Origin of the sequence: Rhodococcus sp. Leaf278 (assembly GCF_001426085.1) — a bacterium.
In the GTDB taxonomy this organism is placed as follows: Bacteria; Actinomycetota; Actinomycetes; order Mycobacteriales; family Mycobacteriaceae; genus Rhodococcoides.
In genome coordinates, this window is record NZ_LMRR01000012.1 from 395,161 (window position 1) to 419,935 (window position 24,775).

At 65.2% G+C, this 24,775-nt stretch carries 20 protein-coding genes; 12 read left to right on the forward strand and 8 right to left on the reverse strand.

The annotated features are described in order from the left end of the window. Positions 1–24: 24 nt before the first annotated feature. Positions 25–753, reverse strand: a complete 729-nt coding sequence (locus ASG84_RS14605; RefSeq protein ID WP_170944851.1) for an amino acid ABC transporter ATP-binding protein — start codon at positions 751–753, stop codon at positions 25–27. A gap of 219 nt (positions 754–972) precedes the next feature. On the opposite strand from ASG84_RS14605, the gene miaB reads away from it, so the two are divergent. Together miaB and ASG84_RS14615 are read left to right on the forward strand one after the other, a co-directional pair. Further along, the gene (gene miaB / locus ASG84_RS14610; protein ID WP_442970945.1) at positions 973–2,553 is read left to right on the forward strand and encodes a tRNA (N6-isopentenyl adenosine(37)-C2)-methylthiotransferase MiaB; all 1,581 of its coding nucleotides are present in this window, start codon (positions 973–975) and stop codon (positions 2,551–2,553) included. After that, positions 2,550–3,137, forward strand: coding sequence for an Rv2732c family membrane protein (locus ASG84_RS14615; RefSeq protein WP_057477806.1), 588 nt, complete (start codon positions 2,550–2,552; stop codon positions 3,135–3,137). The genes miaB and ASG84_RS14615 overlap by 4 nt, the downstream gene beginning before the upstream one ends. Before the next feature lie 64 nt (positions 3,138–3,201). Here ASG84_RS14615 and ASG84_RS14620 read toward each other — a convergent pair whose 3' ends face one another. Further along, the gene (locus ASG84_RS14620) at positions 3,202–4,704 is read right to left on the reverse strand and encodes a DUF349 domain-containing protein (RefSeq protein WP_057477713.1); all 1,503 of its coding nucleotides are present in this window, start codon (positions 4,702–4,704) and stop codon (positions 3,202–3,204) included. A 152-nt stretch (positions 4,705–4,856) separates the two neighbouring features. On the opposite strand from ASG84_RS14620, the gene ASG84_RS14625 reads away from it, so the two are divergent. The 5 genes from ASG84_RS14625 to ASG84_RS14645 all read left to right on the forward strand — a co-directional run bounded on the left by ASG84_RS14625 (position 4,857) and on the right by ASG84_RS14645 (position 10,089). Further along, the gene (locus ASG84_RS14625; protein ID WP_057477807.1) at positions 4,857–5,579 is read left to right on the forward strand and encodes a class III extradiol dioxygenase subunit B-like domain-containing protein; all 723 of its coding nucleotides are present in this window, start codon (positions 4,857–4,859) and stop codon (positions 5,577–5,579) included. Next, positions 5,572–6,507, forward strand: a complete 936-nt coding sequence (gene miaA, locus ASG84_RS14630) for a tRNA (adenosine(37)-N6)-dimethylallyltransferase MiaA (RefSeq protein WP_057477714.1) — start codon at positions 5,572–5,574, stop codon at positions 6,505–6,507. Before ASG84_RS14625 ends, miaA begins: the two co-directional genes overlap by 8 nt. 10 nt (positions 6,508–6,517) lie before the next feature. Continuing rightward, positions 6,518–7,387 (forward strand): diaminopimelate epimerase, encoded by an 870-nt coding sequence (dapF, locus tag ASG84_RS14635; RefSeq protein WP_057477715.1) that lies wholly within the window; start codon positions 6,518–6,520, stop codon positions 7,385–7,387. Positions 7,388–7,465: 78 nt separating this feature from the next. Next, positions 7,466–9,007, forward strand: a complete 1,542-nt coding sequence (hflX, locus tag ASG84_RS14640; protein WP_235581664.1) for a GTPase HflX — start codon at positions 7,466–7,468, stop codon at positions 9,005–9,007. A 38-nt stretch (positions 9,008–9,045) separates the two neighbouring features. Beyond that, complete coding sequence (locus ASG84_RS14645; RefSeq protein WP_327213070.1) at positions 9,046–10,089, forward strand: hypothetical protein; 1,044 nt, start codon at positions 9,046–9,048, stop codon at positions 10,087–10,089. 10 nt (positions 10,090–10,099) lie between these two features. Here the strand turns inward: ASG84_RS14645 and ASG84_RS14650 are convergent, their stop codons facing one another. Genes ASG84_RS14650 through ASG84_RS14665 form a run of 4 tightly spaced genes read right to left on the reverse strand, consistent with a single transcriptional unit; the run spans position 10,100 to position 14,243 of the window. Continuing rightward, the gene (locus tag ASG84_RS14650; protein ID WP_032377711.1) at positions 10,100–10,357 is read right to left on the reverse strand and encodes an HPr family phosphocarrier protein; all 258 of its coding nucleotides are present in this window, start codon (positions 10,355–10,357) and stop codon (positions 10,100–10,102) included. Positions 10,358–10,400: 43 nt separating this feature from the next. Then, on the reverse strand, positions 10,401–12,458 hold the full coding sequence (locus ASG84_RS14655; protein ID WP_057477717.1) for a PTS fructose transporter subunit IIABC: 2,058 nt from the start codon (positions 12,456–12,458) through the stop codon (positions 10,401–10,403). Positions 12,459–12,468: 10 nt separating this feature from the next. Further along, positions 12,469–13,479, reverse strand: coding sequence for a 1-phosphofructokinase family hexose kinase (locus ASG84_RS14660; protein ID WP_057477718.1), 1,011 nt, complete (start codon positions 13,477–13,479; stop codon positions 12,469–12,471). Beyond that, the gene (locus tag ASG84_RS14665) at positions 13,476–14,243 is read right to left on the reverse strand and encodes a DeoR/GlpR family DNA-binding transcription regulator (protein WP_057477719.1); all 768 of its coding nucleotides are present in this window, start codon (positions 14,241–14,243) and stop codon (positions 13,476–13,478) included. The genes ASG84_RS14660 and ASG84_RS14665 overlap by 4 nt, the downstream gene beginning before the upstream one ends. Positions 14,244–14,414: 171 nt before the next feature. Between ASG84_RS14665 and ptsP the strand changes: the two genes are divergently transcribed. The 3 genes from ptsP to ASG84_RS14680 all read left to right on the forward strand — a co-directional run bounded on the left by ptsP (position 14,415) and on the right by ASG84_RS14680 (position 18,733). Continuing rightward, complete coding sequence (gene ptsP / locus ASG84_RS14670; protein ID WP_235581665.1) at positions 14,415–16,145, forward strand: phosphoenolpyruvate--protein phosphotransferase; 1,731 nt, start codon at positions 14,415–14,417, stop codon at positions 16,143–16,145. 20 nt (positions 16,146–16,165) lie between these two features. Further along, complete coding sequence (locus tag ASG84_RS14675) at positions 16,166–17,437, forward strand: uracil-xanthine permease family protein (RefSeq protein WP_200936586.1); 1,272 nt, start codon at positions 16,166–16,168, stop codon at positions 17,435–17,437. A 153-nt stretch (positions 17,438–17,590) separates the two neighbouring features. Then, positions 17,591–18,733 carry an acyl-CoA dehydrogenase family protein gene (locus tag ASG84_RS14680; RefSeq protein ID WP_057477810.1) on the forward strand — a complete coding sequence of 381 codons (1,143 nt, stop codon included), beginning with the start codon at positions 17,591–17,593 and terminating at the stop codon, positions 18,731–18,733. A 71-nt stretch (positions 18,734–18,804) separates the two neighbouring features. Here the strand turns inward: ASG84_RS14680 and lexA are convergent, their stop codons facing one another. Beyond that, complete coding sequence (gene lexA, locus ASG84_RS14685; protein ID WP_032377716.1) at positions 18,805–19,482, reverse strand: transcriptional repressor LexA; 678 nt, start codon at positions 19,480–19,482, stop codon at positions 18,805–18,807. Positions 19,483–19,876: 394 nt separating this feature from the next. Here lexA and ASG84_RS14690 point away from each other — a divergent pair, with 394 nt between their 5' ends. Both ASG84_RS14690 and nrdR read left to right on the forward strand, forming a co-directional pair. After that, positions 19,877–20,272 (forward strand): hypothetical protein, encoded by a 396-nt coding sequence (locus ASG84_RS14690; RefSeq protein WP_057477721.1) that lies wholly within the window; start codon positions 19,877–19,879, stop codon positions 20,270–20,272. Between the two features lie 101 nt (positions 20,273–20,373). Further along, a complete protein-coding gene (nrdR, locus tag ASG84_RS14695; protein ID WP_008716872.1) occupies positions 20,374–20,838 on the forward strand; it encodes a transcriptional regulator NrdR in 465 nt (154 codons plus the stop codon). A gap of 11 nt (positions 20,839–20,849) precedes the next feature. Here nrdR and hrpA read toward each other — a convergent pair whose 3' ends face one another. Next, positions 20,850–24,746 (reverse strand): ATP-dependent RNA helicase HrpA, encoded by a 3,897-nt coding sequence (gene hrpA, locus ASG84_RS14700; protein WP_057477722.1) that lies wholly within the window; start codon positions 24,744–24,746, stop codon positions 20,850–20,852. Between the last annotated feature and the right edge of the window lie 29 nt (positions 24,747–24,775).

Genomic DNA, 24,775 nt, shown 5'->3' on the forward strand with positions numbered 1-24,775 from the left:
TATGGAGACGAGCGGTGAATCGGGTCAGTGACCGAGGATCTTGCCGAGGAAGTCCTTGGCGCGTTCGGACTTCGGAGACTTGAAGAAGGTCTCCGGATCGGTGTCCTCGACGACGGCTCCGTCGGCCATGAAGATGACGCGGTCGCCTGCCTTGCGTGCGAAGCCCATTTCGTGGGTGACGACGAGCATCGTCATCCCCTCCTTGGCAAGCGAGGTCATGACGTCGAGTACTTCGTTGACCATTTCGGGGTCGAGGGCCGAGGTCGGCTCGTCGAACAGCATCACCTTGGGGTTCATGGCGAGAGAGCGAGCGATCGCGACACGCTGCTGCTGACCACCGGAGAGCTGAGCGGGGTACTTGTCGGCCTGGTTGGCGATGCCCACGCGTTCGAGCAGTGCCAACGCGCTTTTCTCGGCCTCGTCCTTCTTCTGCTTGCGCACCTTCATGGGCGCGAGCATGACGTTCTGCAGAATCGTCTTGTGCGCGAACAGATTGAACGACTGGAACACCATGCCCACGTCGGCACGCAGTGCCGCGAGAGCCTTGCCCTCGGCGGGGAGTAGATCTCCGTCGACCTCGATGGCACCGGAATCGATCGGCTCCAACCGGTTGATCGTTCGGCACAGGGTCGACTTGCCCGATCCGGAAGGACCCACGACGATGACGACCTGTCCGGCCGGCACTTCCAGGTTGATGTCCTTGAGGACGTGCAGATCACCGAAATGTTTGTCGACGGATTTGAGCGAGATCATCGAAGGTGCGCCCGGCGGGGGTGTCGATGCCGGCGCGTCGGTGGCGTGCGTCATAAGACGAAACCCTATGCGTAGTTTCCTCGCCGACCGGTGTTTTCGCCTGCCATCTTCGATTATGTAATGGAAACTTTACTGTCGGCTCGCATCGGCCCTGCACAGTCTGCGGTGGAGCCCGCGACCCCGGCGGGCCGGTCGGTGCGATGGACGTACCCTGGAGGGGTGCAGACGAGTGTTTTTCCGACCGTGGACGTGGCCGATCGCGGGAGTACCGATCCCGTATCGGTGACCGACCCGGCGGCGGCAGTTCCCCGTAGCTACGAGGTGCGCACGCACGGTTGTCAGATGAACGTCCATGATTCCGAGAGGCTGTCGGGACTGTTGGAGGAGGCCGGCTACGTCCCGGCGGACGCCGGCACCGATGCCGATCTCGTCGTCTTCAACACCTGCGCGGTACGCGAGAACGCCGACAACAAGCTCTACGGCAACCTCGGCATGCTGCGACCGGCCAAAACGCGAAACCCCAACATGCAGATCGCCGTCGGCGGCTGCTTGGCGCAAAAGGATCGCAACACGGTCGTGGAGAAGGCGCCCTGGGTCGACGTCGTCTTCGGCACCCACAACATCGGGTCGCTGCCGGTGTTGCTCGAGCGTGCCCGGCACAACGAGCAGGCGCAGGTCGAGATCCTCGAGTCGCTCGAGGCTTTCCCCTCCACCCTGCCCGCGAAGCGAGAGTCGACCTATGCAGGCTGGGTGTCGATCTCCGTGGGCTGCAACAACACCTGCACGTTCTGTATCGTGCCGGCGCTGCGCGGCAAGGAGATCGACCGCCGACCGGGCGACATCCTTGCCGAGGTGCAGGCTTTGGTGGACCAGGGTGTACTCGAGGTGACCCTGCTCGGCCAGAACGTCAATGCCTACGGTGCCTCGTTCGCCGATCCGGACATGCCTCGCGATCGCGGCGCGTTCGCATCGTTGCTGACCGCCTGCGGCTCGATCGAGGGACTCGAGCGAGTGCGGTTCACGTCTCCGCACCCGGCCGAATTCACCGACGACGTCATCGAGGCGATGGCGTCCACCCCGAACATCTGCCCGACCCTTCACATGCCGCTGCAGTCCGGATCGGATCGAATCCTCAAGGCGATGCGGAGGTCCTATCGGCAGACGAAGTTCATGGGCATCATCGACAAGGTGCGCGCGGCTATGCCGCACGCGGCCGTCACCACCGACATCATCGTCGGTTTCCCGGGCGAGACCGAAGAGGACTTCCAGCAGACCCTCGACGTGGTGCGACGCGCGAAGTTCGCCAACGCCTACACCTTCCAGTACTCGAAGCGTCCGGGCACACCGGCTGCCGACATGCCCGACCAGGTACCCAAAGAGGTTGTGCAAGAACGGTATCTGCGATTGATCGCGTTGCAGGAAGAGATCGTTCTTGCTGCCAATCAGGCAATGATCGGTACCGAGGTCGAACTGCTCGTCGCCACCGGTGAAGGGCGCAAGAATGCTGCGACCCATCGGATGAGCGGTCGAGCACGAGACGGTCGACTTGTGCATTTCGCCGTCGACGTCGACAGAGCGAGCGAGATTCGCCCGGGCGACGTCGTCACCACCACCCTCACCGCGGCCGCTCCGTATCACCTGATTGCCGATGCCGGAGTGCTCACGCACCGCCGCACGGCGGCGGGCGACGCGCACGAACGCGGCGTCATGCCGAAGACGGCACCGATCGGCGTCGGCCTCGGACTTCCCTCGATCGGCGCACCGGCGCCGCTTCCGGTTCAGACAGGATGCAACGCATGACCGAGAAAGACGGACCCGACCGCGTCGTACCCTCCCGATCTGCAGAGGAACTCGGACGAACCGAGAGAGCGGTGATGACCGAGTTGGACCCTGGCGCACGGGCCATGGTCGTGGCTGGGCTGGTGCTGGTCCTGCTCGTCACGTTCGCGTTGCCGCACACCGGATCTGCGAGCGGATTCGACGTCCTCTCGGGGAGCGACGCGGCAGTCGCCGAATCGATTGCACTGCCGTCGCGCATCTTCGTCGTGCTGGTGCTGACGTTCGGTGTGGTCATGTCCGTGCTCGCGCTGGTGACCCGCATGTGGGCGTTGGCCTGGGCGGCGCTCGCCGGTTGCGCAGTGTCGTCGGTGTTCGGGATGCTCTCGATCTGGTCGAGGCAGACCGTGCCGGACAACCTGCAGGGCGGCGGGCCGGGCATCGGTCTGATCGTCGCGTGGATCGCCGTGATGGCGTTGACATTCCACTGGCTCAAAGCAGTGTGGAACAAGACGAACGCGCAACTCGCCGCTCAGGAACAGCGGCGCATCGCGGCCGCGTCGGGCGAGCAGAAGCTGCGCCTGTGGGACGGCCACTCGGCCCCGTAGACCGATCCGGCCACCTACCCCGGGTTCAGAAGGGTAGGCGGCCGGTTCGGCTCGAGCTATCGACTCACAACTCGTCGACGGCGCTCTCGGCCGCGTCGGCCCACTCACGCCACTGCTGGGCCTGGGCCAGCGCACGCTCGGCGTCCTTCGTCTTCCCTGCTGCGGTTGCCTTCGCCGCCTGGTCCTCGAACTGGGCCACCCGTTCGCGGAACTGAGCAGCGCGGGCGACGGCTTCCGGGTCGGAACGACGCCACTGCGACTCCACTGCGTCGTGGACGGACTTCTCGATCGCCCTCAGTTTGCCCTCGAGTTCCTGCATCTTCTCGCGCGGAACCTTGCCGATGGCATCCCACTTGTCCTGCAGATCGCGCAGTGCCGAACGGGCAGCATCGAGATCCTTGCTCGGATCGATGTGAGTCTTCGCCAGCAGGGCTTCCTTGGCTTCGGCGTTGGACTCGAACTCGGCATCCCGCTCGGACGCCGCAGCGTTGCGGGCAGCGAAGAACACGTCCTGGGCGGCCTTGAAGTTCTTCCACAGCGCATCGTCGGCATCGCGTGGAGCACGACCGGATGCTTTCCACTCCACCAGGAGATCGCGGAACGCGGCCGCCGTGGGACCCCAGTCCGTCGACGAGGACAACGCCTTGGCGCGCTCGACCAATTCTTCCTTACGGACTTTCGCGGCCCCTCGCTCGCGATCGAGATCGGCGAAGTGCGCGCCGCGGCGGCGGTTGAAGTTCTCCCGAGCCTTGGAGTAGCGCTTCCACAGGGCATCGTCGATCTTGCGGTCGACCCCGCGAATCGTCTTCCACTCGTCCAGAATTTCTCGTAGCCGATCTCCGGCCTGCTTCCACTGCGTCGATTCGCCGCCGATCTGCTCGGCCTCGGTTGCCAGTGCCTCCTTGCGAGCCGTGTGCTCTGCTCGTTCGAGTTCTTTCTCGTGCTTGGCCACGGCCGCTGCGGCGTCGGAGTGCTCGATGACGGCGTCGAGTCGTCGAGCGAGCAGGTCGAGGTCGCCGATGACGGCCGCGGTCGGCAGACTCTCCAACAGTGCGGCGGCAGCGGCCTTCGTCTTCTTGGCATCACCGGTGCCAGAGGTCAATCGAGCCTCGAGCAGAGCCACCTCCGTGGCCAGGTCGTCGTAGCGCCGACCGAAATGTGCGAGGCCCTCGGTTGCATCGCCTGCCTGCCAGGAACCGATCTGTCGCTCGCCGTCAGCGGTCGTCACCCACGCGGTGCCGTCCTCGTCGACTCGGCCGAACTTGCTGGGATCGCTTGCCGGGGCCACCGCGGGGACCACAGTGGCGACGTGCGAGGACGCCGGGTGGGGCTTGGCCGCGGCGGAACCGCCGGGACGAGGAGAACCGGCACCGGGACCGCCGGGCCTGGGTCCGCCACCGGGTTTCGGCCCTCCGCCTGGCTTGGGGCCTCCGCCTGGCTTGGGGCCTCCGCCTGGCTTGGGGCCGCTACCGGCTGTCGAGGTGCCGGGCTGGGCGGCACCGGGGGTCGGGGCAGGTGCATCCGAGGATGTGGCCTCGGTGGGCGTGCCGGCATTCGGGTCGGTCATTGTTCCTCATCTCTGCCGCGCGTCACGGCTGCCTTCACTCGCGATCTGGACACCATTGAACTAGGTGACGACCGATCGGACCATTGAAACAGCTCAGACGACTCGAGGTGGACTCGTCCGCCCAAGTCGAGCCACCGACTAGCGTGGTGTCCGTGTTTCGTGCCGCGGCCCTGGTGCCCTCCCCACCGTTGCTCGTCCCCGAACTGACGGGCTCCAGTGCTGCCGAGACGGCCGATCTTCGTGCCGCCGCGGTCGAGGCGGTAACGCAGCTGACGTCGAAGGTCGACCGGTGGATGTCGATCGGTGTCGATCGGACCGAAGGAACGTACGACGCGACCACGGTCGGTACGTTTCGCGGCTTCGGCGTCGACGTCGTGGTGCGACTGTCCGATCGACCGTCGTCGACTGTGCCGGACCCGGAACTGCCGTTGTCCGTCCTGATCGCCGGTTGGTTGCGCGGAACGAGCGATCCCGGCTCTGCGGTCGAGGTCCGGACGGTCCCCGCGGACGCGAGTGCCCAGTGGTGCGCGACACTCGGTGCGGAGCTGCGGCGCGAACTCGACGCGTCCTCCGAGAGCTGGGGCATTCTGGTGCTGGCAGACGGCGCGAACACGCTGACGGCGAAGGCGCCGGGCTCGTTCGACGAGCGGGCCGAAGCGGTTCAGCAAGGGATCGACGACGCCCTCGCCGCGGCCGACGTCGATTCGCTGGCGAACCTCGACGCGGACCTGTGCGCGGCGGTCGGCGTAAGCGGACGGGCGGCATGGCAGGTACTGGCGGCTGCGGTCGGCCCGGACATCATCGCAGGTAACGAGCTGTATCGCCGGGCTCCCTTCGGAGTCGGGTACTACGTCGGAACGTGGTCCCGTGGCTGAGGAACCCGGCTCGTACGACCCGGCCACGACCCCGATCGCGGTGATCGGACCGACGGCCACGGGCAAGTCCGATCTGGCACTGGATCTGGCCGAGACACTGAGCGGCGAGGTCGTCAACATCGACGCGATGCAGCAGTACCGGGGGATGGACATCGGGACCGCGAAACTTCCGATGGCTGAGCGTCGCGGCATACCGCACCACCAATTGGATGTGCTCGAGGTCACCGATATCGCGACCGTTGCGCGCTACCAGGCCGCTGCCGTGTCGGACGTCGACGACATCCGATCTCGAGGTCGGCGACCGATCATTGTCGGCGGATCGATGATGTACGTGCAGTCGCTGCTCGACGAGTGGGCCTTTCCGGCCACGGATCCGGTCGTCCGCAAGAAATGGGAAGACGTGCTCGAACGCGACGGGGTCGAGGAGATCCATCGCGCGCTGACGGCGGCCGATCCCGAGGCCGCGGCGTCCATTCTGCCCACCGACGGTCGTCGTATGGTCCGCGCGCTGGAGGTGGTGGAGCTGACCGGGAAACCGTTCGCTGCGTCGGCACCCAGGATCGGTGAACCACGTTGGGGCACAATCATAGTGGGGGTCGATCGCGACACTGCCGAACTGGACGAGCGAATCGATACCCGCACCCGACTGATGTTCGACACCGGACTGCTCGACGAGGTGGAAGGTCTGCTCGAGCTCGGATTGCGTGACGGGGTCACGGCGTCGCGGGCGATCGGGTACGCGCAGGCTCTCGAGGTGTTGGCGGGGGACTACGACATCGAGCATGCCTGCGAGCGCACGTTCATCGGTACCAGGCGTTACGTGCGACGGCAGCGTTCCTGGTTCCGCCGCGACGACCGGGTGCGCTGGCTCGACGGCGCATCGCCTACGTTGACCTCGGACGCCCTGGCTGTCATCGACCCCCCGTAGACTCGGCACCATGGAATTCGCCAAAGGCCATGGAACCCAGAACGACTTCGTCGTACTGCCGGATCCGTCAGCCGAGCTCCAACTCACCAGGTCGGCGGTCGCGGCGTTGTGCGATCGACGCCAGGGCATCGGTGCCGATGGCATTCTGCGCGTGTCCAGAGCCGGTGTGCTTCGAGATGCGGGTGTGCTCGATCGACTTCCGTCGGGTGTCGAGCCCGACGACTGGTTCATGGACTATCGCAACGGCGACGGCACGATAGCCGAGATGTGCGGCAACGGTGTTCGCGTGTTCGCCCACTATCTGCGCGTACACGACCTCGAACATCGCGATCAGTTCGTGGTGGGTTCGCGGGCCGGTGCCCGCGCGGTGACGGTGCACTCGTTCGACGACACCGACGCCGATGTCACCGTCGCGATGGGCGATGTCACGTTGATGGGCTCGAGTTCGGTGACCATTGCGGGTGGCTCGTACGAGGGCGTCGGGATCGATGTCGGCAACCCGCATCTGGCCTGCGTCGACGGCACACTGACCCGTGCGACTCTGGGCGCGTTGGATTTGACCGTACCGCCCACGCTGGACTCCGAGTTCTTTCCCCGCGGTGCGAACGTGGAGCTGCTGACCAGGCTGGACGACGGCGGCGTCGAGATGCGGGTGTTCGAACGTGGCGTCGGCGAGACTCGGTCGTGTGGCACCGGGACGGTGGCAGCAGCCGCAGCGGCTCTGTCCTACGAGGGCCTCGAGACCGGTGAGGTGAGCGTCGGCGTACTGGGGGGCCGGGTTCGCGTGAACATCGACCATGTCGGTGCGACCCTCCGCGGACCCTCGGTCCTGCTCGCCCGCGGCGAGATCGACGACCGATGGTTCGAGGCCCAGAACTGACGTCTCCGCCGGTCTCTGTGTGGCTGGAGCCGAAACCCGCGTGCACACGCTGGGCTTTTCGTGGATCATGGGAGATGTATGACGAACTCACATGAAACATCACCTGCGGGCGAACCGATCGACGAGAATGCCGACGGTTCACCCGACACCGCATCTGCATGGACCCGCGAAGAGTCCGACGCATGGTCGAGGCGGCTGGCCCGTTCTCCGCTCAACGACGACGACTCTCCGTCCTCGGGCGACATGCAGCTCGAAGAACGTACGGCCCTACGACGAGTGGCCGGACTGTCCACCGAGCTCACCGACGTCACCGAGGTCGAGTATCGACAGTTGCGCCTCGAACGTGTCGTGCTGGTCGGAGTGTGGACCACCGGTACGGCCGCGCAGGCGGAGTCCAGCATGACCGAACTTGCGGCGCTGGCCGAGACGGCAGGCTCGGAGGTACTCGAAGCGTTGATGCAACGACGCGACAAGCCCGACGCTGCGACGTACATCGGTTCCGGTAAGGCAAAAGAGGTCCGTGACATCGTTCTCGCCACCGGAGCCGACACGGTGATCTGCGACGGCGAACTGACCCCCGCTCAGCTCAATGCGCTGGAGAAGGTCGTCAAGGTCAAGGTCATCGACCGGACCGCATTGATCCTCGACATCTTCGCTCAGCATGCCACGTCGCGAGAAGGCAAGGCGCAGGTCGCGTTCGCGCAGATGGAGTACATGTTGCCCAGGCTTCGCGGCTGGGGTGAATCGATGTCGCGTCAGGCCGGTGGACGCGCGGGCAGCAACGGCGGTGTCGGTCTGCGCGGACCGGGCGAAACGAAGATCGAAACCGACCGCCGACGTATCCGTGAGCGAATGGCCAAGCTGCGCCGCGAGATCAAGGGGATGAAGCAGGCCCGCGACACCAAACGGGAACAGCGGCTGAGCGGCACGGTGCCGTCCATCGCGATCGTCGGTTATACCAACGCGGGCAAATCGAGTCTGCTCAACGCGTTGACCGGTTCCGGTGTGCTGGTTCAGAATGCGCTGTTCGCCACCCTCGATCCCACGACGCGTAAGTCGACTCTCGAGGATGGCCGCGCGATCGTGCTGACCGATACCGTCGGCTTCGTTCGGCATCTCCCGACTCAATTGGTCGAGGCCTTCCGCTCGACGCTCGAGGAGGTCACCGACGCCGATCTGCTGCTGCACGTGGTCGACGGATCGGATCCGCTCCCGCTCGATCAGATCAAGGCCGTCCGTGAAGTGATCACCGACGTGGTTCGCGAGCAGGATGCGAAGATGCCGCCGGAATTGTTGGTCGTCAACAAGATCGACGCTGCCGACCCCGTGCAGCTCACGCAGTTGCGCGGCCTGCTCGACGGCGCACGGTTCGTCTCGGCCAAGACCGGTGAGGGTATCGACGCACTGCGCGATCACCTCGGCGAGATTCTCTCCGAGCCCGACGTACTGGTGGACGTCCTCGTGCCGTACACCCGCGGCGATCTGGTTGCGCGGATCCACACCGACGGTCGAATCGTGCAGTCCACGCACGAGGAGGACGGCACTCGCGTCGAAGCTCGGGTGCCGCAGTCTCTGGCAGCTGCGCTCGTCGAGTTCACGGCTGTCGTCCCCAGCGCCTGACGTCGATGCGGTCGTGGTTGGTGGTAGGTAGTGCTGCTGTGTTTGCCACCACGTTCTCCGGAACGGCGTTCGCTGCTCCGATCGGCCCGGAAACGTACTGTCTTCCCACTGATCCCGGGCTCGCGGAACTCTCCGGGCTGACGTCGATCGACGGTGTCCTCTACGCGATCGGAGACAGCGGAGCCGACGATCGGGTCGCGGTGCTCGACGCGAACTGTGCTGTGGATCGGTGGATCGATGTACCCGTCGACCCGTACGACGTCGAGGACATGACCGCGTACGACGGCTCGCTGTGGTTGGCCGACATCGGCGACAACCAGATGCGCCGCGACACAGTGGCATTGACGCGAATGAACCCGACGACAGGCGTGGGTGAACTGCACCGGCTCACCTACCCCGACGGTGCGCACGATGCCGAGACGGTGTTGATCGAACCCGGCGGCCGACCGGTGATCGTCACCAAGGAACTCTCGGGCGTCAGCGGGGTGTACGTACCGACCGGCGACGAATCCGTCACCGAACTGAGCAGTCCGGGACCGACGGCCCTCCGCAAGGTCGGCGACATGGCGTTCTCCGCTACCGGGACTGTCGGTGGTCCACCGTTCGTGGTCGGATCGATTCTGGCGACCGGGGGAGCGGTGAGCGCCGACGGCACCGTCGCCGCGGTGCGCACGTATACCGATGCGTACCTGTTTGATCCGTCCGACGGCGACATCGCGTCCGCGTTGGTGGACCCGAACGCGCCACGTGCAGTGGTCGCGCTACCCGATCAACCACAGGGCGAGGCACTGACGTTCCTGGACGACGGAAGTCTGCTCCTGGGATCGGAAGCGGGATTCGGTCCGACGGACGGAACGCTGCCACCGATCCTTCGCCTTCCCGATGCACAGTTCGTCGAGCTTGCTGGCCCCGAACCCGCTGCGCGGGAGTCGGTATCGCCGACACCGAGCGCAGATCGGTCCTCGGATACGCCGGCAGCGACGGACTCGGAATGGGGATTCCGAGCGGCCGTCGCTGCCGGGGTGGTGCTGATCGCCGGAGCGGTGGGATTCACCGTCCGGCGATCGATGCGCTCGCGTTAGAAGTCGAGCTTCAGGCGTCCAGATCGGCTTCGACGAGTGCGACCACCTTGTCGAGGGCTGCCTGGTCGTCACTGGTGACGGTGACTTCGGTGCCCTTGGTGGCTCCGAGCGTCATGATCATCAGGGCCGAACCTGCGTCCACCGGCTCCGAATCGGCCACTGCGAGGGTGACGTCCACGCCTGCTTCGGCGACGGCGTCGGCGATCAGTGCTGCGGGACGAGCGTGCAGACCGATCGAGGATCCGACGGCGACTGTGGTGCTGGGCATGTGCTGCTCCTTCGTAGTGGGTTCGTTGCGATCGTAGCGAGTGTCAGACGGTGGCGAGTGCCGGATCGATTTCGGCCTCGGTCGGGGCGTTCTTACCCTTGATGAACTGCTTGGCCGAGACCACCAGGAACGCCGAGACGATGGTGCCGACGGCCAGAGACACGATGAACCAGATCAAGTTTCCGATGGCGAAGAACACGAAGATTCCGCCGTGGGGCGCACTGAGCGTGACGTTGAAGCCCATGATCATGGCACCGGTGACTGCGCCACCGGCCATCATCGAGGGGATGACGCGGAGTGGATCGGCCGCAGCGAACGGAATTGCGCCCTCGGAGATGAATGCTGCGCCGAGGAACCATGCAGCCTTGCCGTTCTCACGCTCGGCCTCGGTGAACAGACGCGAGCGAACGGTCGAGGCGAGTGCCATGGCCAGGGGCGGGACCATACCGGCAGCCATGACAGCGGCCATGATGCGCAGTGAGGCGGTGTCGGTGACCGACAGACCTGCAGTTGCGAATGCGTAGGCCGCCTTGTTGACCGGTCCGCCGAGGTCGAAGCACATCATCAGGCCGAGAATGATGCCGAGGATGATCACCGAGGAGCCGCTGAGGCCGTTGAGCCAGTTCGTCAGTCCGCTGGTGATGGCGGCGAGTGGCTTACCGAGCAGCAGGAACATGATGGCGCCGACGATGAGTGTGGCGAACAGCGGGATGATGACGACGGGCATCAGACCACGAAGCACCGCGGGGATCTTCCACTTGCTGATCCACAGTGCGACGAAGCCTGCGATGAGACCACCGACGAGACCGCCGATGAAGCCGGCACCGACGAGTACCGCCACTGCACCTGCGGTGAAACCTGGAGCCAGACCTGGTCTGTCCGCGATGGCGTACGAGATGTAGCCCGCGAGCGCCGGGACCAGGAAGCTGAACGAGAGTGCGCCGATCTGGAACAGGACGGCACCGAGGTAGGCGAGGATGCCGCCGTCCGGCAGGGCGGTGAGCGAGTTGTTCACGACGATGTCTTCGGCGACATCCTTGATCTCGTAGCCACCGAGTAGGAAGCCGAGAGCAATCAGGAGGCCACCTGCAGCAACGAACGGAATCATGTAGCTGACGCCGGTCAGCAGGATCTGCCGAATGCGAGTGCCCCAGCCGAGTTCGCCGGCGGAGTCATTCGAACCCGCCGCAACCGCCGTGCCGCCGACGCGAGCCGCGTCCGGGTTCAGCGCTGCGCGCAGGGCTTCGGTGAGCATGACGTCGGGTTCGTTGATGGCGCGCTTGACGCCGGAGGAGATGACGGGCTTACCGGCGAATCGCTCGCGGCCCTTGACACCCACATCGGTGGCGAAGATGACGGCCTCGGCACCGGCGATGATTGCGGGGTCCAACGGCGTGCTGCCGCTCGATCCTTGGGTCTCGACGTGCACGGTGACTCCGGCACGCTCGCCGGCTGCAACGAGAGAATCGGCAGCCATGTAGGTGTGCGCAATTCCGGTGGGGCACGCCGTAACCGCGACGATGTGCTTCGGGGCCGACGCCTCTGCCGGGGTGGCGGCCGCGCTGTGCTTGGCGGTGGACACCGTAGCTGCCGAAGCCGTTGCTGCCGTAGCCGCTACGGCGGGCTTTGCTGCGGGGTTGATGACACCGTCGACGAGCGAGACGATCTCTGCTGCCGAGGACGCGTTGCGCAGCGAAGTGACGAACTCCGGCTTCACCAGTGCTCGCGCCAGGCTAGAGAGCAGTTTCATGTGTGCCGAACCGGCACCGGCCGGAGCAGCGATCAGGAACACCAGATCTGCGGGGCCGTCGGGGGCCCCGAAATCGACCTTGGGGTTCAGGCGAGCGAAGCCGAGCGACGCGCTCGTCACCGACTCCGAACGGCAGTGCGGAATGGCGATGCCGCCGGGCAGGCCGGTGGCCGACTGTGCTTCGCGAGCGAGTGCTGCGTCGCGCAGGGCGTCGGTGTCGGTTGCGCGACCCGCAGCTGCCAGGACGCCTGCCAGGCGTTCGATGACGGCAGCTTTGGATTCGCCCAGATCGGCGTCGAGGAGGATCAGATCCTCGGCGATGATCGGCTGATCTTCGGTGGGGCTGGACATGTGAGGGCTCCTAGATACGGTTCGAAGAAGGGGAGAGCGTGGACGGGGTGACGGACGTGGAGATGTCGAGCGCGCGAACCGTCACCGATGTCGGGTGGGTCTGCTCGGGCAAGGGAAGCGTGGTGCCTGGAAGTGCGGTGGCGGCCGTTCCGTAGGCGACGGCGCGGCGAAGTTTGTCTGCGTCGGAGCAGTTTTCGGCATCGGCGAGGATGTAGCCGGCGAGCGAGGAATCACCTGCACCGACCGTACTGACTGCGGTGATCGGGGGCGGGCTGGCGTACCAGGCACCGACGGGGGTCACCAATACGGCTCCGGCGCTGCCGAGCGTGGCCAGCACTGCGCCGACGCCTCGGCCGAGAAGGATCGAGCTGGCGGCGATTGCCGCAGTGGGGTCACCCTGTGCTGCAGCACTTTCCAGCTCCTCGGAATCGTACCCGGTCAGTTGGGCCAGCTCCTCGGAATTGGGTTTGATGAGGTCCGGTGCCGACGCCGGAAACGCTGCTGCGAGAGCAAGCAGGGGTTCGTCGGACGTGTCGACGGCGACCTTCGCAGAGGTGGCCCGCAGTGCAACCACGAGCTCGGCGTACCAGTCGACGGGCAGTCCGGGCGGGAGGGAACCCGACAGTACGACCCATTCGGCGTTCGTTGCGAGCGAGAGGATCCGCTGACGCAGCTCGGTGCGGGTCTGCTCCGACACCGTGGCCCCCGGCTCGTTGATCTTGGTGGTGGTACCACCTATTTCGCTGACCGTGATGTTGGTTCGGGCGGGCCCCGACGTCGGAACCGCAGAGTACTGCACTCCTTTCGCGTCCATCGCGTCGAGCAGTGGGTCGCCGACGTTTGCCGGGAGAACCGCCAACGCCTCGACTCCGGAGCCGCCGAGGACACGAGCGACGTTGACGCCCTTACCGCCCGGGTCGGTGGCCGACGTCGATGCCCGGTGCACGCCACCGCGGACGAGCGGTGCGTCGAGTGTGACCGTGCGGTCCATACTCGGGTTGGCCGTGAGAGTGACCATCATGCGATCACCACCTCGATTCCTTTGTCGCTGAGATTTTTACGGTCGATGTGCGTGATGTCGCTGTCGGTGACGATGACGTCGATGGACTCCACTCGGGCGAAACTCACTAGGTGCTCGCGGCCGATTTTCGACGAATCTGCCAGTACGACAACATGATTTGCGGCGTCGACCATCGCGCGCTTGACTGCGGCCTCGTCACTGTCCGGGGTGGACAGTCCGTGCCCGACGCTGATGGCGTTGGTGCCGATGAACGCGACGTCCACCCGCAGCCATTCGAGGGCTCGCAAGGCTTCGTCGCCGACGGCCGCCTGAGTGGTTCCGCGTACGCGTCCGCCGAGCAGACGAAGATTGATGCTCGGCATGGTTGCGGCCCGAGCGGCAATCGGCACCGAGTTTGTCACGAGCGTCAGCTCGCGATCGTGGGGTAGTAGCCCCGCCAGCCGGCCCGTGGTGGTGCCGGCGTCGAACACGGCGCTGCCGCCCACCGGCGGCAGGAAGGACAATGCCGCGGCTGCGATTGCGTCCTTCTGGTCTGCCCGAGTGAATTCGCGCTCGGAGACTCCGGGCTCGAGTGTGGTCAGTGTGGACGCGGGTACTGCTCCACCGTGGACGCGGCGCACGACTCCCATGCGGTCGAGAGTGGCGAGGTCGCGTCGCACGGTTTCGGTGGTGACGCCGTACGTGGCAGAAAGATCGTTGACGGAGACGCGGCCGTGCGTACTGATCAGTTCGGCAATCGCGTGCTGTCGTTCTTCGGCGTACACCTGCGTCTCCTTCCCGGTTGATGTTGCTTTATGTTGTTTTACGCCCGTGTGTGTTGACATGTCAAGGCTTTGGAGTAATCTCGGTCACAACACAGGTAAGCAATTGAGTTCGCCACAGCTCGCCGAACAGTACGAAGACCTTTTGTTCACGCAGGATTCGAGGAGGACCACATGACGGGATCGGTTAGCACCGCGTCGACCGGACACGCAGACACGACAGTCGATGCTGCCGGAACCGGAGCAGCGGAGACGACACTGCGCGGGACGCCCGTGGTGCCCGGTGTCGGATACGGTCCCGTCATTCGCCCCGGTGCCCGTCCGTCCATTCCGGCCGACACCGGCGAGGTGGCCGAGGCCGATCGGGAGTCCGAGAAGGCCGTGTTCGATGCCGCAGCGAATGCCGTCGCCGCTCGACTGCGCGGTCGTGCGGAGCTCGCGACGGGAGCGGCGTCGGAGGTTCTGTCGGCAAATGCTGCAATGGCGACCGATCGCGGATGGCTCGGTGCCGCTCGCTCCGCGATCGCCAAGGGCAGTTCCGCCGTCACTGCGACGGCCGCGGCCACCGAGAAGTTCGCCGCCATGTTCACCCAGCTCGGCGGTCTGATGGCCGAGCGAGTGACCGACCTACGCGACATCCGCGACCGCGTGATCGCCGAGATCCTGGGTGTTCCGGAGCCCGGTGTTCCCGTCCCGGCCGAGCCGTCGATCCTGTTCGCCGATGACCTGGCTCCGGCCGACACCGCGGGCCTCGACCCCACCCTGATCGTCGGACTTGCGACCTCACTCGGGGGTCCGACCAGCCACACCGCGATCATTGCCCGCCAGCTCGGTATCCCGTGCATCGTCGCCGTGGCAGGCCTCGACGACGTCGCAGCAGGCACGAACGCATCTGTCGACGGAACCAGCGGCCGCATCGACCTCGAACCCGACGCCGACGCGGCCCGCTCTGCGGTGGTCTCCGCCCGCGACGAACTCGACAGAGTGTCGCAGTGGGTCGGCCCCGGCAGGACTGCCGACGGGCACGCGGTCGACATCCTCGCCAATGTGCAGGACGGGGCCGGTGCCCGTGCGGCGCGATCGAGTGCGGCGGACGGTGTCGGTCTGTTCCGCACCGAACTGTGCTTCCTGGATCGCGATTCCGAACCCACTGTCGACGAGCAGGCCGAGATCTACGCCCAGGTGCTCGACGCCTTCGAGGGCAAGAAGGTCGTCGTGCGCACCCTCGACGCCGGTTCGGACAAGCCGCTGAGGTTCGCCACCCATCCCGACGAGGCCAACCCGGCCCTGGGCATTCGTGGCATCCGCATCGCCGAAGCCGACCGCGGGATTCTGTATCGCCAGCTCGACGGGATCGCCGCCGCCGCGAAGGCGACCGACTCCTCCCCGTGGGTGATGGCCCCGATGATCGCGACCGCGCAGGAAGCGAAGGACTTCGCCGCCGACGTTCGTGAGCGTGGGCTGACGCCCGGCGTGATGATCGAGGTGCCCGCTGCGGCACTGCTCGCCGAACACATCCTCGAGCACGTGGACTTTCTGTCCATCGGCACCAACGATCTGGCTCAGTACACGATGGCCGCAGACCGCATGTCTGCTCAGCTCGCCGGTCTGACCGATCCGTGGCAGCCTGCGGTATTGGCTCTGGTAGCGCACACTGCTGCCGCCGGTGCCAAGGCCGGTAAGCCGGTCGGAGTCTGCGGCGAGGCCGCGGCCGATCCGCTACTGGCCTGCGTGCTGGTCGGACTCGGCATCACCTCCCTGTCTGCTGCGTCGGCGGCCGTCGCGCACGTGGGTTCCAAGCTGGCCACGGTGACGCTCGATCAGTGCAAGGCCGCAGCTGCGGCTGCGCTGAAGACCGACAGCACTGCCGCCGCCCGAGAGGCAGTGAGCGCGATCCTCGGCTGACGCAATAGTCTTTTCCCATCATGAGAAATCTGGGTTGGACGCTGCACGGAAACGGAAGAACCGTCGAGGCCGGGGCGGTGGTGGCACCGGACGAGCGGCTGTCGTGGCCGCGCACCATCGGTATCGGGATGCAGCACGTCGTCGCCATGTTCGGTGCAACGCTGCTCGTTCCGACGATCACCGGCTTCCCGGTCTCCACGACGCTGTTGTTCTCGGGCATCGGAACGGTGCTGTTTCTCGTCATCACCAGAGGCCGCGTGCCCAGCTACCTGGGTTCGTCCTTCGCATTCCTGGCTCCACTCGGTGCCACCCAGGCCAGCGGCCCGGCCGCGCAACTCGGCGCCGTGCTGTGTGTCGGTGTCGTGCTTGCGGCCATCGGCTTCGTGGTCAAGTTCGCCGGTCGGCGAGTGCTGGACGCCGCGATGCCGCCGGTGGTGACCGGCGCAGTGGTCGTGTTGATCGGGCTCAATCTGGCTCCCGCCGCAACGACGTCGTTCGAGGCGCAGCCCTTGATCGCTGCCGTGACGCTGGTTGCCATTCTGCTGGCCACAGCCGTGGGGCCCGGACTGCTGGGTCGGCTCGGGATTCTGCTCGGCGTCGTGGTCGGCTGGGTCTTTGCGGCCGTCACCGGGGGAATTTCGCAACTACGCCTGGATGCCTTGAGCGCCGCGAGCTGGATCGGCTTGCCCGAGTTTCGTGGACCGTCGTTCGAGCTGTCGGTGATCCTGGTGGCATTGCCGGTGGTGATCGTCCTCGTGGCCGAGAACGTCGGACACGTGAAAGCCGTCGCGGCGATGACCGGAAAGAACCTCGACGATGTGGCCGGTGACGCGCTGATCGCCGACGGGTTGGCGACCACCCTGGCCGGTGCCGCCGGCGGCTCGGGTACCACCACGTACGCGGAGAACATCGGGGTCATGGCCGCCACCCGCGTCTACTCCACGGCCGCGTACTGGGTCGCGGCCTTCACCGCGATCGTGCTCGCGTTCTCGCCGAAGTTCGGCGCCCTCATCTTCACCGTTCCCGATGGGGTCATCGGCGGGGCAACACTGGTTCTGTACGGACTCATCGGGCTGCTGGGCGTTCGCATCTGGACCGACGCCAAGGTGGACTTCGCAGATCCGGTCAACCTGATCGTCGTTGCCGCGGCACTGGTCGCGGGTATCGGCGACCTCACGCTGTCGGTCGGTTCGGTCGAACTCGGCGGAATCGCGTGGGGTTCGCTCGGCATTCTGGTCGGTTATCCGATCGTTTCGGCGCTCGCGAAAAGTACCGCGGCTCGGCGGACGTAGCGGGGGCGGTCACGGATCGCGCACGTTTTGGTCATCGACCCCCGGTGCACCGCGAAAGTAGTCTTGAACGGTGACGTCAGTCGCACCGACGACCGCGCTGTGACACCCCTTTCTCGCGGTCGACGACGGTGCGCACCGAACAAGGAGATCTGCGTGGAACGCACACTTTTCGAGCCCGAGCACGAACTGTTCCGGGAGTCGTACCGGAAGTTTCTCGAACAGCACGTAGCCCCCAATCACGCGAAGTGGGAAGAGCAGAACATCGTCGACCGCGGCGTCTGGGTCGAGGCCGGCAAGCAGGGCTTCCTCGGAACGGCCGCACCGGAGGAGTTCGGTGGCGGTGGCGTCAAGGACTTCCGCTACAACGCAATCGTCACCGAGGAAACCACCCGCGGCGGCTACAGCGGCATCGGCTTCACCCTGCACAACGACGTCGTCGCGCCGTACTTCATCGAGTTGGCGAACGACGAACAGAAGCAGCGCTGGCTCCCCGGATTCTGCTCGGGTGAGCTGATCACCGCGATCGCCATGACCGAGCCGGGCACCGGAAGCGACCTGCAAGGCATCAAGACCAAGGCCGTTCGCGACGGCGACGACTGGGTACTGAACGGATCGAAGACGTTCATTACCAACGGAATCAACGCCGATCTGATCATCGTCGTGGCGTGCACCGACCCCGAGAAGGGTGCCCAGGGCTTCAGCCTGCTGGTCGTGGAGCGCGACATGCCAGGTTTCGAGCGCGGCCGCAATCTCGACAAGATCGGTATGAAGGCCCAGGACACCGCCGAACTCAGCTTCACGGACGTTCGCGTGCCCGCAGCCAATCTGCTCGGTGAAGAAGGCATGGGCTTCATCTACCTCATGCAGAATCTTCCGCAGGAACGGCTCTCGATCGCTGTTGTCGCCGCCGCGGCCATGGAATCGGCCCTGGACATGACCATCCAGTACTGCCGAGATCGCAAGGCCTTCGGTAAGTCGATCGGCAAGTTCCAGAACACCCGCTTCGTGTTGGCGGAGTTGGCCACCGAAACCACCGCCACCCGCATCATGGTCGACAAGTTCATCGAACTGCTCAACGATGGCAAGTTGACCGTGCAGGAAGCCGCCATGGCGAAATGGTGGACCACCGAGAACCAGGTCAAGCTGATCGACCGGTGCCTGCAGTTGCACGGCGGCTACGGCTACATGAAGGAATATCCGATCGCCAAGGCCTACATGGATTCTCGGGTGCAGACCATCTACGGTGGCACGACCGAAATCATGAAAGAGATCATCGGCCGCGGATTGAATCTATGATCCGCTGATCCGAAAAACGACGAGGGCCGCAGCACACTGTGCTGCGGCCCTTCGCGTTTCGGTGCTGTTCTCTACAGCTTGCGCATCACGGTGACGACCTTGCCGAGGATGGCAGCGTTGTTTCCCGGAATCGGCTCGAACAGCGGGTTGTGCGGCAGCAGCCACACCTCGCCCTTCGACCGCTTGAACGTCTTGACGGTCGCTTCACCGTCGATCATCGCCGCCACGATGTCTCCGTTGTCTGCCACGGATTGCTGACGAACCACCACCCAGTCGCCGTCACAGATGGCTGCATCGATCATCGACTCGCCGACGACCTTGAGCAGGAACAGCGAACCCTGACCGACCAGCTCGCGGGGGAGCGGAAACACGTCCTCGACGGCTTCCTCGGCCAGGATCGGTCCACCGGCGGCAATTCGTCCCAGAACCGGCACGAACGTCGGCGTCGGCAAGCGATCCTGTTCCTCGGACGATCCGTCGACCGCGGCAGCAGCCTGATCGGCCTGTACCTCGTCGAGTCCGCGGACGTCGACCGCGCGAGGGCGGTTGGCGTCGCGCCGCAGGAATCCTTTTCGCTCCAGAGTGCGCAACTGATGGGCAACGGACGACGTCGACGTCAGGCCGACGGCATCACCGATCTCACGAATGCTGGGCGGGTAGCCGCGCTCGGTCACCGAAGCTCGGATGACCTCGAGCACCTTTCGCTGTCGCTCCGTCAGGCCGGCGCTGATGTCGGTGCCGACTTCCATGGCCTTGGGCGTCGGTTCCGCGGCAGGCTTCCCTGCGGCGGCCTTCGTAGGCACGGACGTGGTCGCCTTGGAACCGGTCGTCTTGGAACCCGTCGTCTTGGAACCCATGGTCGACCTCGTCGAGGTCTGGTCCTTCATGCTGTCGGCCTCCTGCTGATGTCCTGGATCCGGTCTGCGTGGTTCGGTCTGCGCGGACTGGAGTTGATGGTGTCGACTCGTGTGGCGTGTGGTTTCTGACACGAATCTAGCGTGTATCAGCTGTTGAATCAAACATCTGTTCGACTCGTGTCGCGTTTTCTGCAGACTTTGTCGGAGGCTCGTGATAGAACTTCGAACAAGCGTCCATCGAACGCCTGATCGAACAATCGATCCAACGAGCGAAGACGAGGTTCCGATGACCATCATCACCGATCGCCCCACCACCGCAGGTGTCCGTAGCCGGTCCACTGTCGTCGAACGTCGTCGCCGTGCTCGTCCTGCGTTGCGGAGCTCCATCGCGATGCGCGGTGCGTACACGACTCCGTGCCTGCCGGTTCTGGAGCCGTCCTGGACCGATGTCACCGACCGCGAGGCAGCCGATCGCGAATTCGACGAGACCTCGGCGCACTTCGCCGGTCAGCCGGTCCGGCTGCGATCGCTGGTGCTGTGGGTGCTCGCAGCCGTCGTCGTTGCCGGTGGCCTGATCGGCATCGCGAACCTACGAGCCGATGCGCCCGGCGCTGGGGTGCAGCCCGCAGGCGTGGTCGAGGTTCACGACGGTGCCGTGGTCGAGTACGCGCCCGGCAGATGACCACCGGCCCCATCGCACACGCCGATGACTGAGTATCCTCGACTGACTGCCCCGACACGCATGTTCGATGTCGGCGCATCGGCTACGACGGAGGCTCCTTCATGCATTGCCCGTTCTGCAGGCATCCCGACTCACGCGTGGTCGATTCGCGTGAGATGGACGAGGGGCAGGCAATTCGGCGTCGTCGCTCCTGCCCGGAATGCGGTCGGCGATTCACCACCGTCGAGGCCGCCGTGCTCGCAGTCGTGAAGCGGAGCGGAGTGACCGAACCGTTCAGCCGTGAAAAAGTCGTCAAAGGAGTGCGCAGGGCCTGCCAGGGCAGAGATGTCGACAACGACGCGTTGAATCTCTTGGCTCAGCAGGTGGAAGACGCCATTCGTGCCGCCGGCTCCGCCGAAATTCCCAGTAACGAGGTGGGGTTGGCCATTCTCGGTCCGCTACGCGACCTCGACGAGGTCGCGTATCTGCGATTTGCGTCCGTGTATCGCTCGTTCAGCTCGGCCGAGGATTTCGAGAAAGAAATCCACGAACTGCGCAAGCACCGCGAATCTGCGGACATCGACTGACGGTTCGACCTTCAGCGGGCCTGATCCGCGATTGCCTTCTCGATGCGTTTCTCCGAGACCGGATACGCAGTCCGAATTCCTTGCGCGAACAGCCCTACCCGCAATTCTTCGATCATCCAGAACAGCTCCTGCACGCCGGCGCTGTTCTTTCGGCCCTCCGGAAGCGAATCCAGCAGCCGCCCATACGAGGCGTAGACGCGGTCGAGTACGTCCATCGCGGCCGCATCACGGCCTGCGCTGCTCGGAAGAGTGGCCAACCTCTTGGTCGCCGCAGCGAGGTATCGCGGCAGGTCCGCCAGCCTGCGTGAACCGAATTCGGTGACGAACCCGCGAAAGATCAAGCCGTCGAGCTGTTCCCGAACATCGTCGGCGGGCTCACCCGAGGACACCTGTAGCTGCGCCGACAGCGCGAGAGCTGCCGTCAGCACAGGACGTACGAGGGCCAGCACCGCGGCGGTGCGCTGAGGAACCTCGGCGTTGACCGAAGCGCGAAGTTTCTCGAAAGCCTCCGGATCTCGGACCGGTCCACCGTGTGCGTCCATTGCTTCCTCGACCGCAAGGACTCGACACTCCTCGAGGAGCGCATCGACTCCGCCGTACGGATTCTGGCCGAGCGCAAGACGTTCCGCGGTCGGCAGGCCGGCCAGCAGAGCTTTGGTTCCTTTCGGTGCCGTCGACAACAGTAGGGCCCGAGTTCCGGAGCGCATGGCTGCTCGCTGCTGGGCGGGCGTGCTCAGGACTCGAACCGCAACGCCGGGTCCTTCCGGCACCAACGCCGGGTAGCCGGTGACCTTCTGTCCGCCCACATCACGGGTGACGGTCGACTCGAGTCGGCCCAGAGTGCCCGAGGTCCACGCGAGAGTAGGTGCGCGCTCGGCGTCGCCGACCGCACTCGCGACCTGACGACCGACTTCGCCGGACAGGCTGGTGCGCAGAACCGTCAAATCCTTGTTGCTACCCAACACCTTTCCGGCCGGGTCGACGGCTGCGAACGTCATCTTCAGGTGGTCGGGCAGACCCGCGGCGTCGAAGTCCTTCGCGGTGATGTGGCACTGGGCAGCCCGCGACAGCTCGCGTGCCAGTGCCGTCACCAGCGTCTCCGCGCGAGGCTTCATGACCGCCAAGGCCGCGGCGGCGAAATCGGGGGCGGGAACAACGTTGCGGCGTAACGCTTTCGGCAGCGATTTGATCAGGGCCGTCACCAACTCCGCGCGCATTCCCGGAACCAGCCAGTCGAATCCGACCGGTTGTACCTGTGCGAGAAGAGCGATGGGAATTCGTGCGGTGACTCCGTCGGCGGCCGTACCCGGCTCGAACTGGTAGGTCAGCGGAAACTGGATCTCACCCTGTCGCCACGCATCGGGATACGCACCGGTGAGCACCGAGGCCGCGTCGGAGTTGACGACTGTGTCCGTTGTGAAATCCAGCAGGGACGAGTCCTGTCGACGGGCCTTCTTCCACCACGTGTCGAAGTGTCTCGCGGACACTGCTTCCGGGGCGATACGGGCATCGTAGAAGTCGAACAGTGCGTCGTCGTCCACGACGATGTCTCGCCGCCGAGCACGATGCTCGAGTTCACCCACGTCGTCGAGCAGAGCCCTGTTCTTGTGGAAGAACGCGTGCTGTGTCTTCCATTCACCCTCTACCAGTGCATGTCTGATGAACAACTCTCGGGACGCCTCGGCGTCGATGCGGTGGTAGTTCACCGGTCGCTGCGTGACCAGAGGAATGCCGTACAGCGTCACCCGCTCGTAGGCCATCGCGGATTCGCGCTTGATGGACCAGTGTGGTTCCGAGTAAGTCCGCTTGACCAGGTGCGGTGCGAGCCGCTCGGCCCATTCGGGTTCGATGCGAGCGGCCATCCGGCCCCACAGGCGACCGGTCTCCACCAGCTCGGCGGCCATGACCCAACGCGGGGGCTTCTTGAACAGCCCGGATCCGGGGAAGATAGCAAAGTGCGCTCCGCGTGCGCCCAGGAACTCGCGCTTGTCACCCTCCCGGAGTCCGACGTGGGAGAGCAGCCCCGACAGCAATGATTGATGGAGCGCAGTCTCGGAGGAATCTGCATCCGGCACCGTCCAGCCGAGCCCGCGAGTGATCTGGCGGAGCTGGCCGTGTAGATCCTGCCACTCGCGAATTCGCAGGTAGTGCAGAAATTCGGTGCGGCACATGCGCCGGAACTGGTTGGACGACAGTTCGTTCCGTTGTTCGCGCAGGTATGTCCACAGCTTGACGTACGCCAGGAAGTCGGAGTTCTCGACTGCGAAGCGGGCGTGTTTTTCGTCCGCCGCCTGCTGATGCTCGGCGGGCCGCTCTCGAACGTCCTGGATCGACAGGGCCGCCACCACCACCAACGCGTCTCGCAGCGAGCCGTTGCCGTTGGCCTCGACCAACATCCGGGCCATTCGTGGATCGACCGGCAGCGCCGAGAGTTCCCGGCCGATGGGGGTGAGTTCTGCGGTGCCGTCCTTGGTGGCCGGCTTCAGCGCCCCCAGTTCTTCGAGTAGGCCGATGCCGTCCCGAATGCTGCGAGGGTCAGGCGGCTCGACGAAGGGAAAGGCATCGATCTTGCCCAGCCCGAGTGCGGTCATCTGCAGGATCACCGATGCCAGGTTGGTACGCAGAATCTCCGGCTCGGTGAACTGCGGCCGCGACTCGAAGTCCTCCTCCGAATACAGCCGGATGCAGATGCCGTCGGCGACGCGACCACAACGTCCGGCCCGCTGCCGCGCCGATGCCTGGGAGATCGGCTCGATGGGTAGTCGTTGAACCTTGGTGCGCAACGAGTATCGCGAGATTCGGGCCGTACCCGGGTCCACCACGTAGCGGATGCCGGGGACCGTCAACGATGTCTCCGCAACGTTGGTCGAGAGCACCACGCGCCTGCCCGAGTGCGGAGAGAACACTCGATGCTGTTCCGCCGCAGAGAGTCTCGCGTACAGTGGAACGATCTCGGTATTACGCAGATTGCGGTCGTTCAACGCGTCGGCGGTGTCGCGAATCTCGCGTTCACCTGACAGGAACACCAGAATGTCGCCATCGCCCTCGGCCATCAGCTCGTCTACAGCCTGGCAGGTGGCATCGACAGGATCGAGGTCGATCGTGGTGTCACCCGCGTCGACAGTCAGTGGCCGGTAGCGCATTTCGACCGGGAACGTGCGGCCGGACACCTCGATGATCGGCGCGGGCACGCCATCGCGGGCGAAGTGTTGGGCAAATCGTTCCGGATCGATCGTCGCCGAGGTGATGATGATCTTCAGATCGGGTCGCCGGGGGAGTAGCTGCGCGAGGTAACCCAGGATGAAGTCGATATTGAGGCTGCGCTCGTGGGCCTCGTCGATGATGAGGGTGTCGTACTGGCGAAGCAGCCTGTCTCGCTGGATCTCGGCCAGCAGAATGCCGTCGGTCATCAGCTTGACGAGGGTCGAATCCGACGACTGATCGGTGAATCTCACCTTGTAGCCGATGGATTCGCCCAATGGTTCACCGACTTCCTCGGCGATGCGCTCGGCCACCGTGCGAGCGGCGAGCCGGCGCGGTTGAGTGTGACCGATCGACCCACGAATTCCGCGACCGAGTGCAAGACAGATCTTCGGAATCTGAGTCGTCTTACCCGAGCCGGTTTCACCCGCGACGATCACGACCTGATGCTCGGCGATGGCGGCAGAGATGTCGTCCTTGCGGAGACTGACCGGAAGAGACTCGGGGAAATCGAGCGTGGGGACCGCGGCTCTACGATGGGCGACCACCGCTTCGGCGCGAGCGACATCGCGCTCGAGCGCGGCGAACGCGTCGTCGGTGCGGGCCTTGTCCAGTCGCCGCCGCAACCGGTTCTCGTCGCGGATGGTGACGTCTGCCAGACGTAGGGCGAGAGATTTTCGCTGACCGGACGGATTCGAGGTAGACATACTCACACCAGGATATCCGTATCGACGCA

Bases quoted from the DNA above. Each gene is read 5' to 3' on its own strand.
- ASG84_RS14660 (WP_057477718.1), bottom strand. From the start codon at position 13,479: ATGATGGTCACTCTCACGGCCAACCCGAGTATGGACCGCACGGTCACA.
- ASG84_RS14605 (WP_170944851.1), bottom strand. From the start codon at position 753: ATGATCTCGCTCAAATCCGTCGACAAACATTTCGGTGATCTGCACGTC.
- dapF (WP_057477715.1), top strand. From the start codon at position 6,518: ATGGAATTCGCCAAAGGCCATGGAACCCAGAACGACTTCGTCGTACTG.
- ASG84_RS14655 (WP_057477717.1), bottom strand. From the start codon at position 12,458: ATGTCCAGCCCCACCGAAGATCAGCCGATCATCGCCGAGGATCTGATC.
- ASG84_RS14650 (WP_032377711.1), bottom strand. From the start codon at position 10,357: ATGCCCAGCACCACAGTCGCCGTCGGATCCTCGATCGGTCTGCACGCT.
- hrpA (WP_057477722.1), bottom strand. From the start codon at position 24,746: ATGTCTACCTCGAATCCGTCCGGTCAGCGAAAATCTCTCGCCCTACGT.
- lexA (WP_032377716.1), bottom strand. From the start codon at position 19,482: ATGGAAGTCGGCACCGACATCAGCGCCGGCCTGACGGAGCGACAGCGA.
- ptsP (WP_235581665.1), top strand. From the start codon at position 14,415: ATGACGGGATCGGTTAGCACCGCGTCGACCGGACACGCAGACACGACA.
- hflX (WP_235581664.1), top strand. From the start codon at position 7,466: ATGACGAACTCACATGAAACATCACCTGCGGGCGAACCGATCGACGAG.
- nrdR (WP_008716872.1), top strand. From the start codon at position 20,374: ATGCATTGCCCGTTCTGCAGGCATCCCGACTCACGCGTGGTCGATTCG.
- ASG84_RS14615 (WP_057477806.1), top strand. From the start codon at position 2,550: ATGACCGAGAAAGACGGACCCGACCGCGTCGTACCCTCCCGATCTGCA.
- ASG84_RS14675 (WP_200936586.1), top strand. From the start codon at position 16,166: ATGAGAAATCTGGGTTGGACGCTGCACGGAAACGGAAGAACCGTCGAG.
- ASG84_RS14690 (WP_057477721.1), top strand. From the start codon at position 19,877: ATGACCATCATCACCGATCGCCCCACCACCGCAGGTGTCCGTAGCCGG.
- ASG84_RS14620 (WP_057477713.1), bottom strand. From the start codon at position 4,704: ATGACCGACCCGAATGCCGGCACGCCCACCGAGGCCACATCCTCGGAT.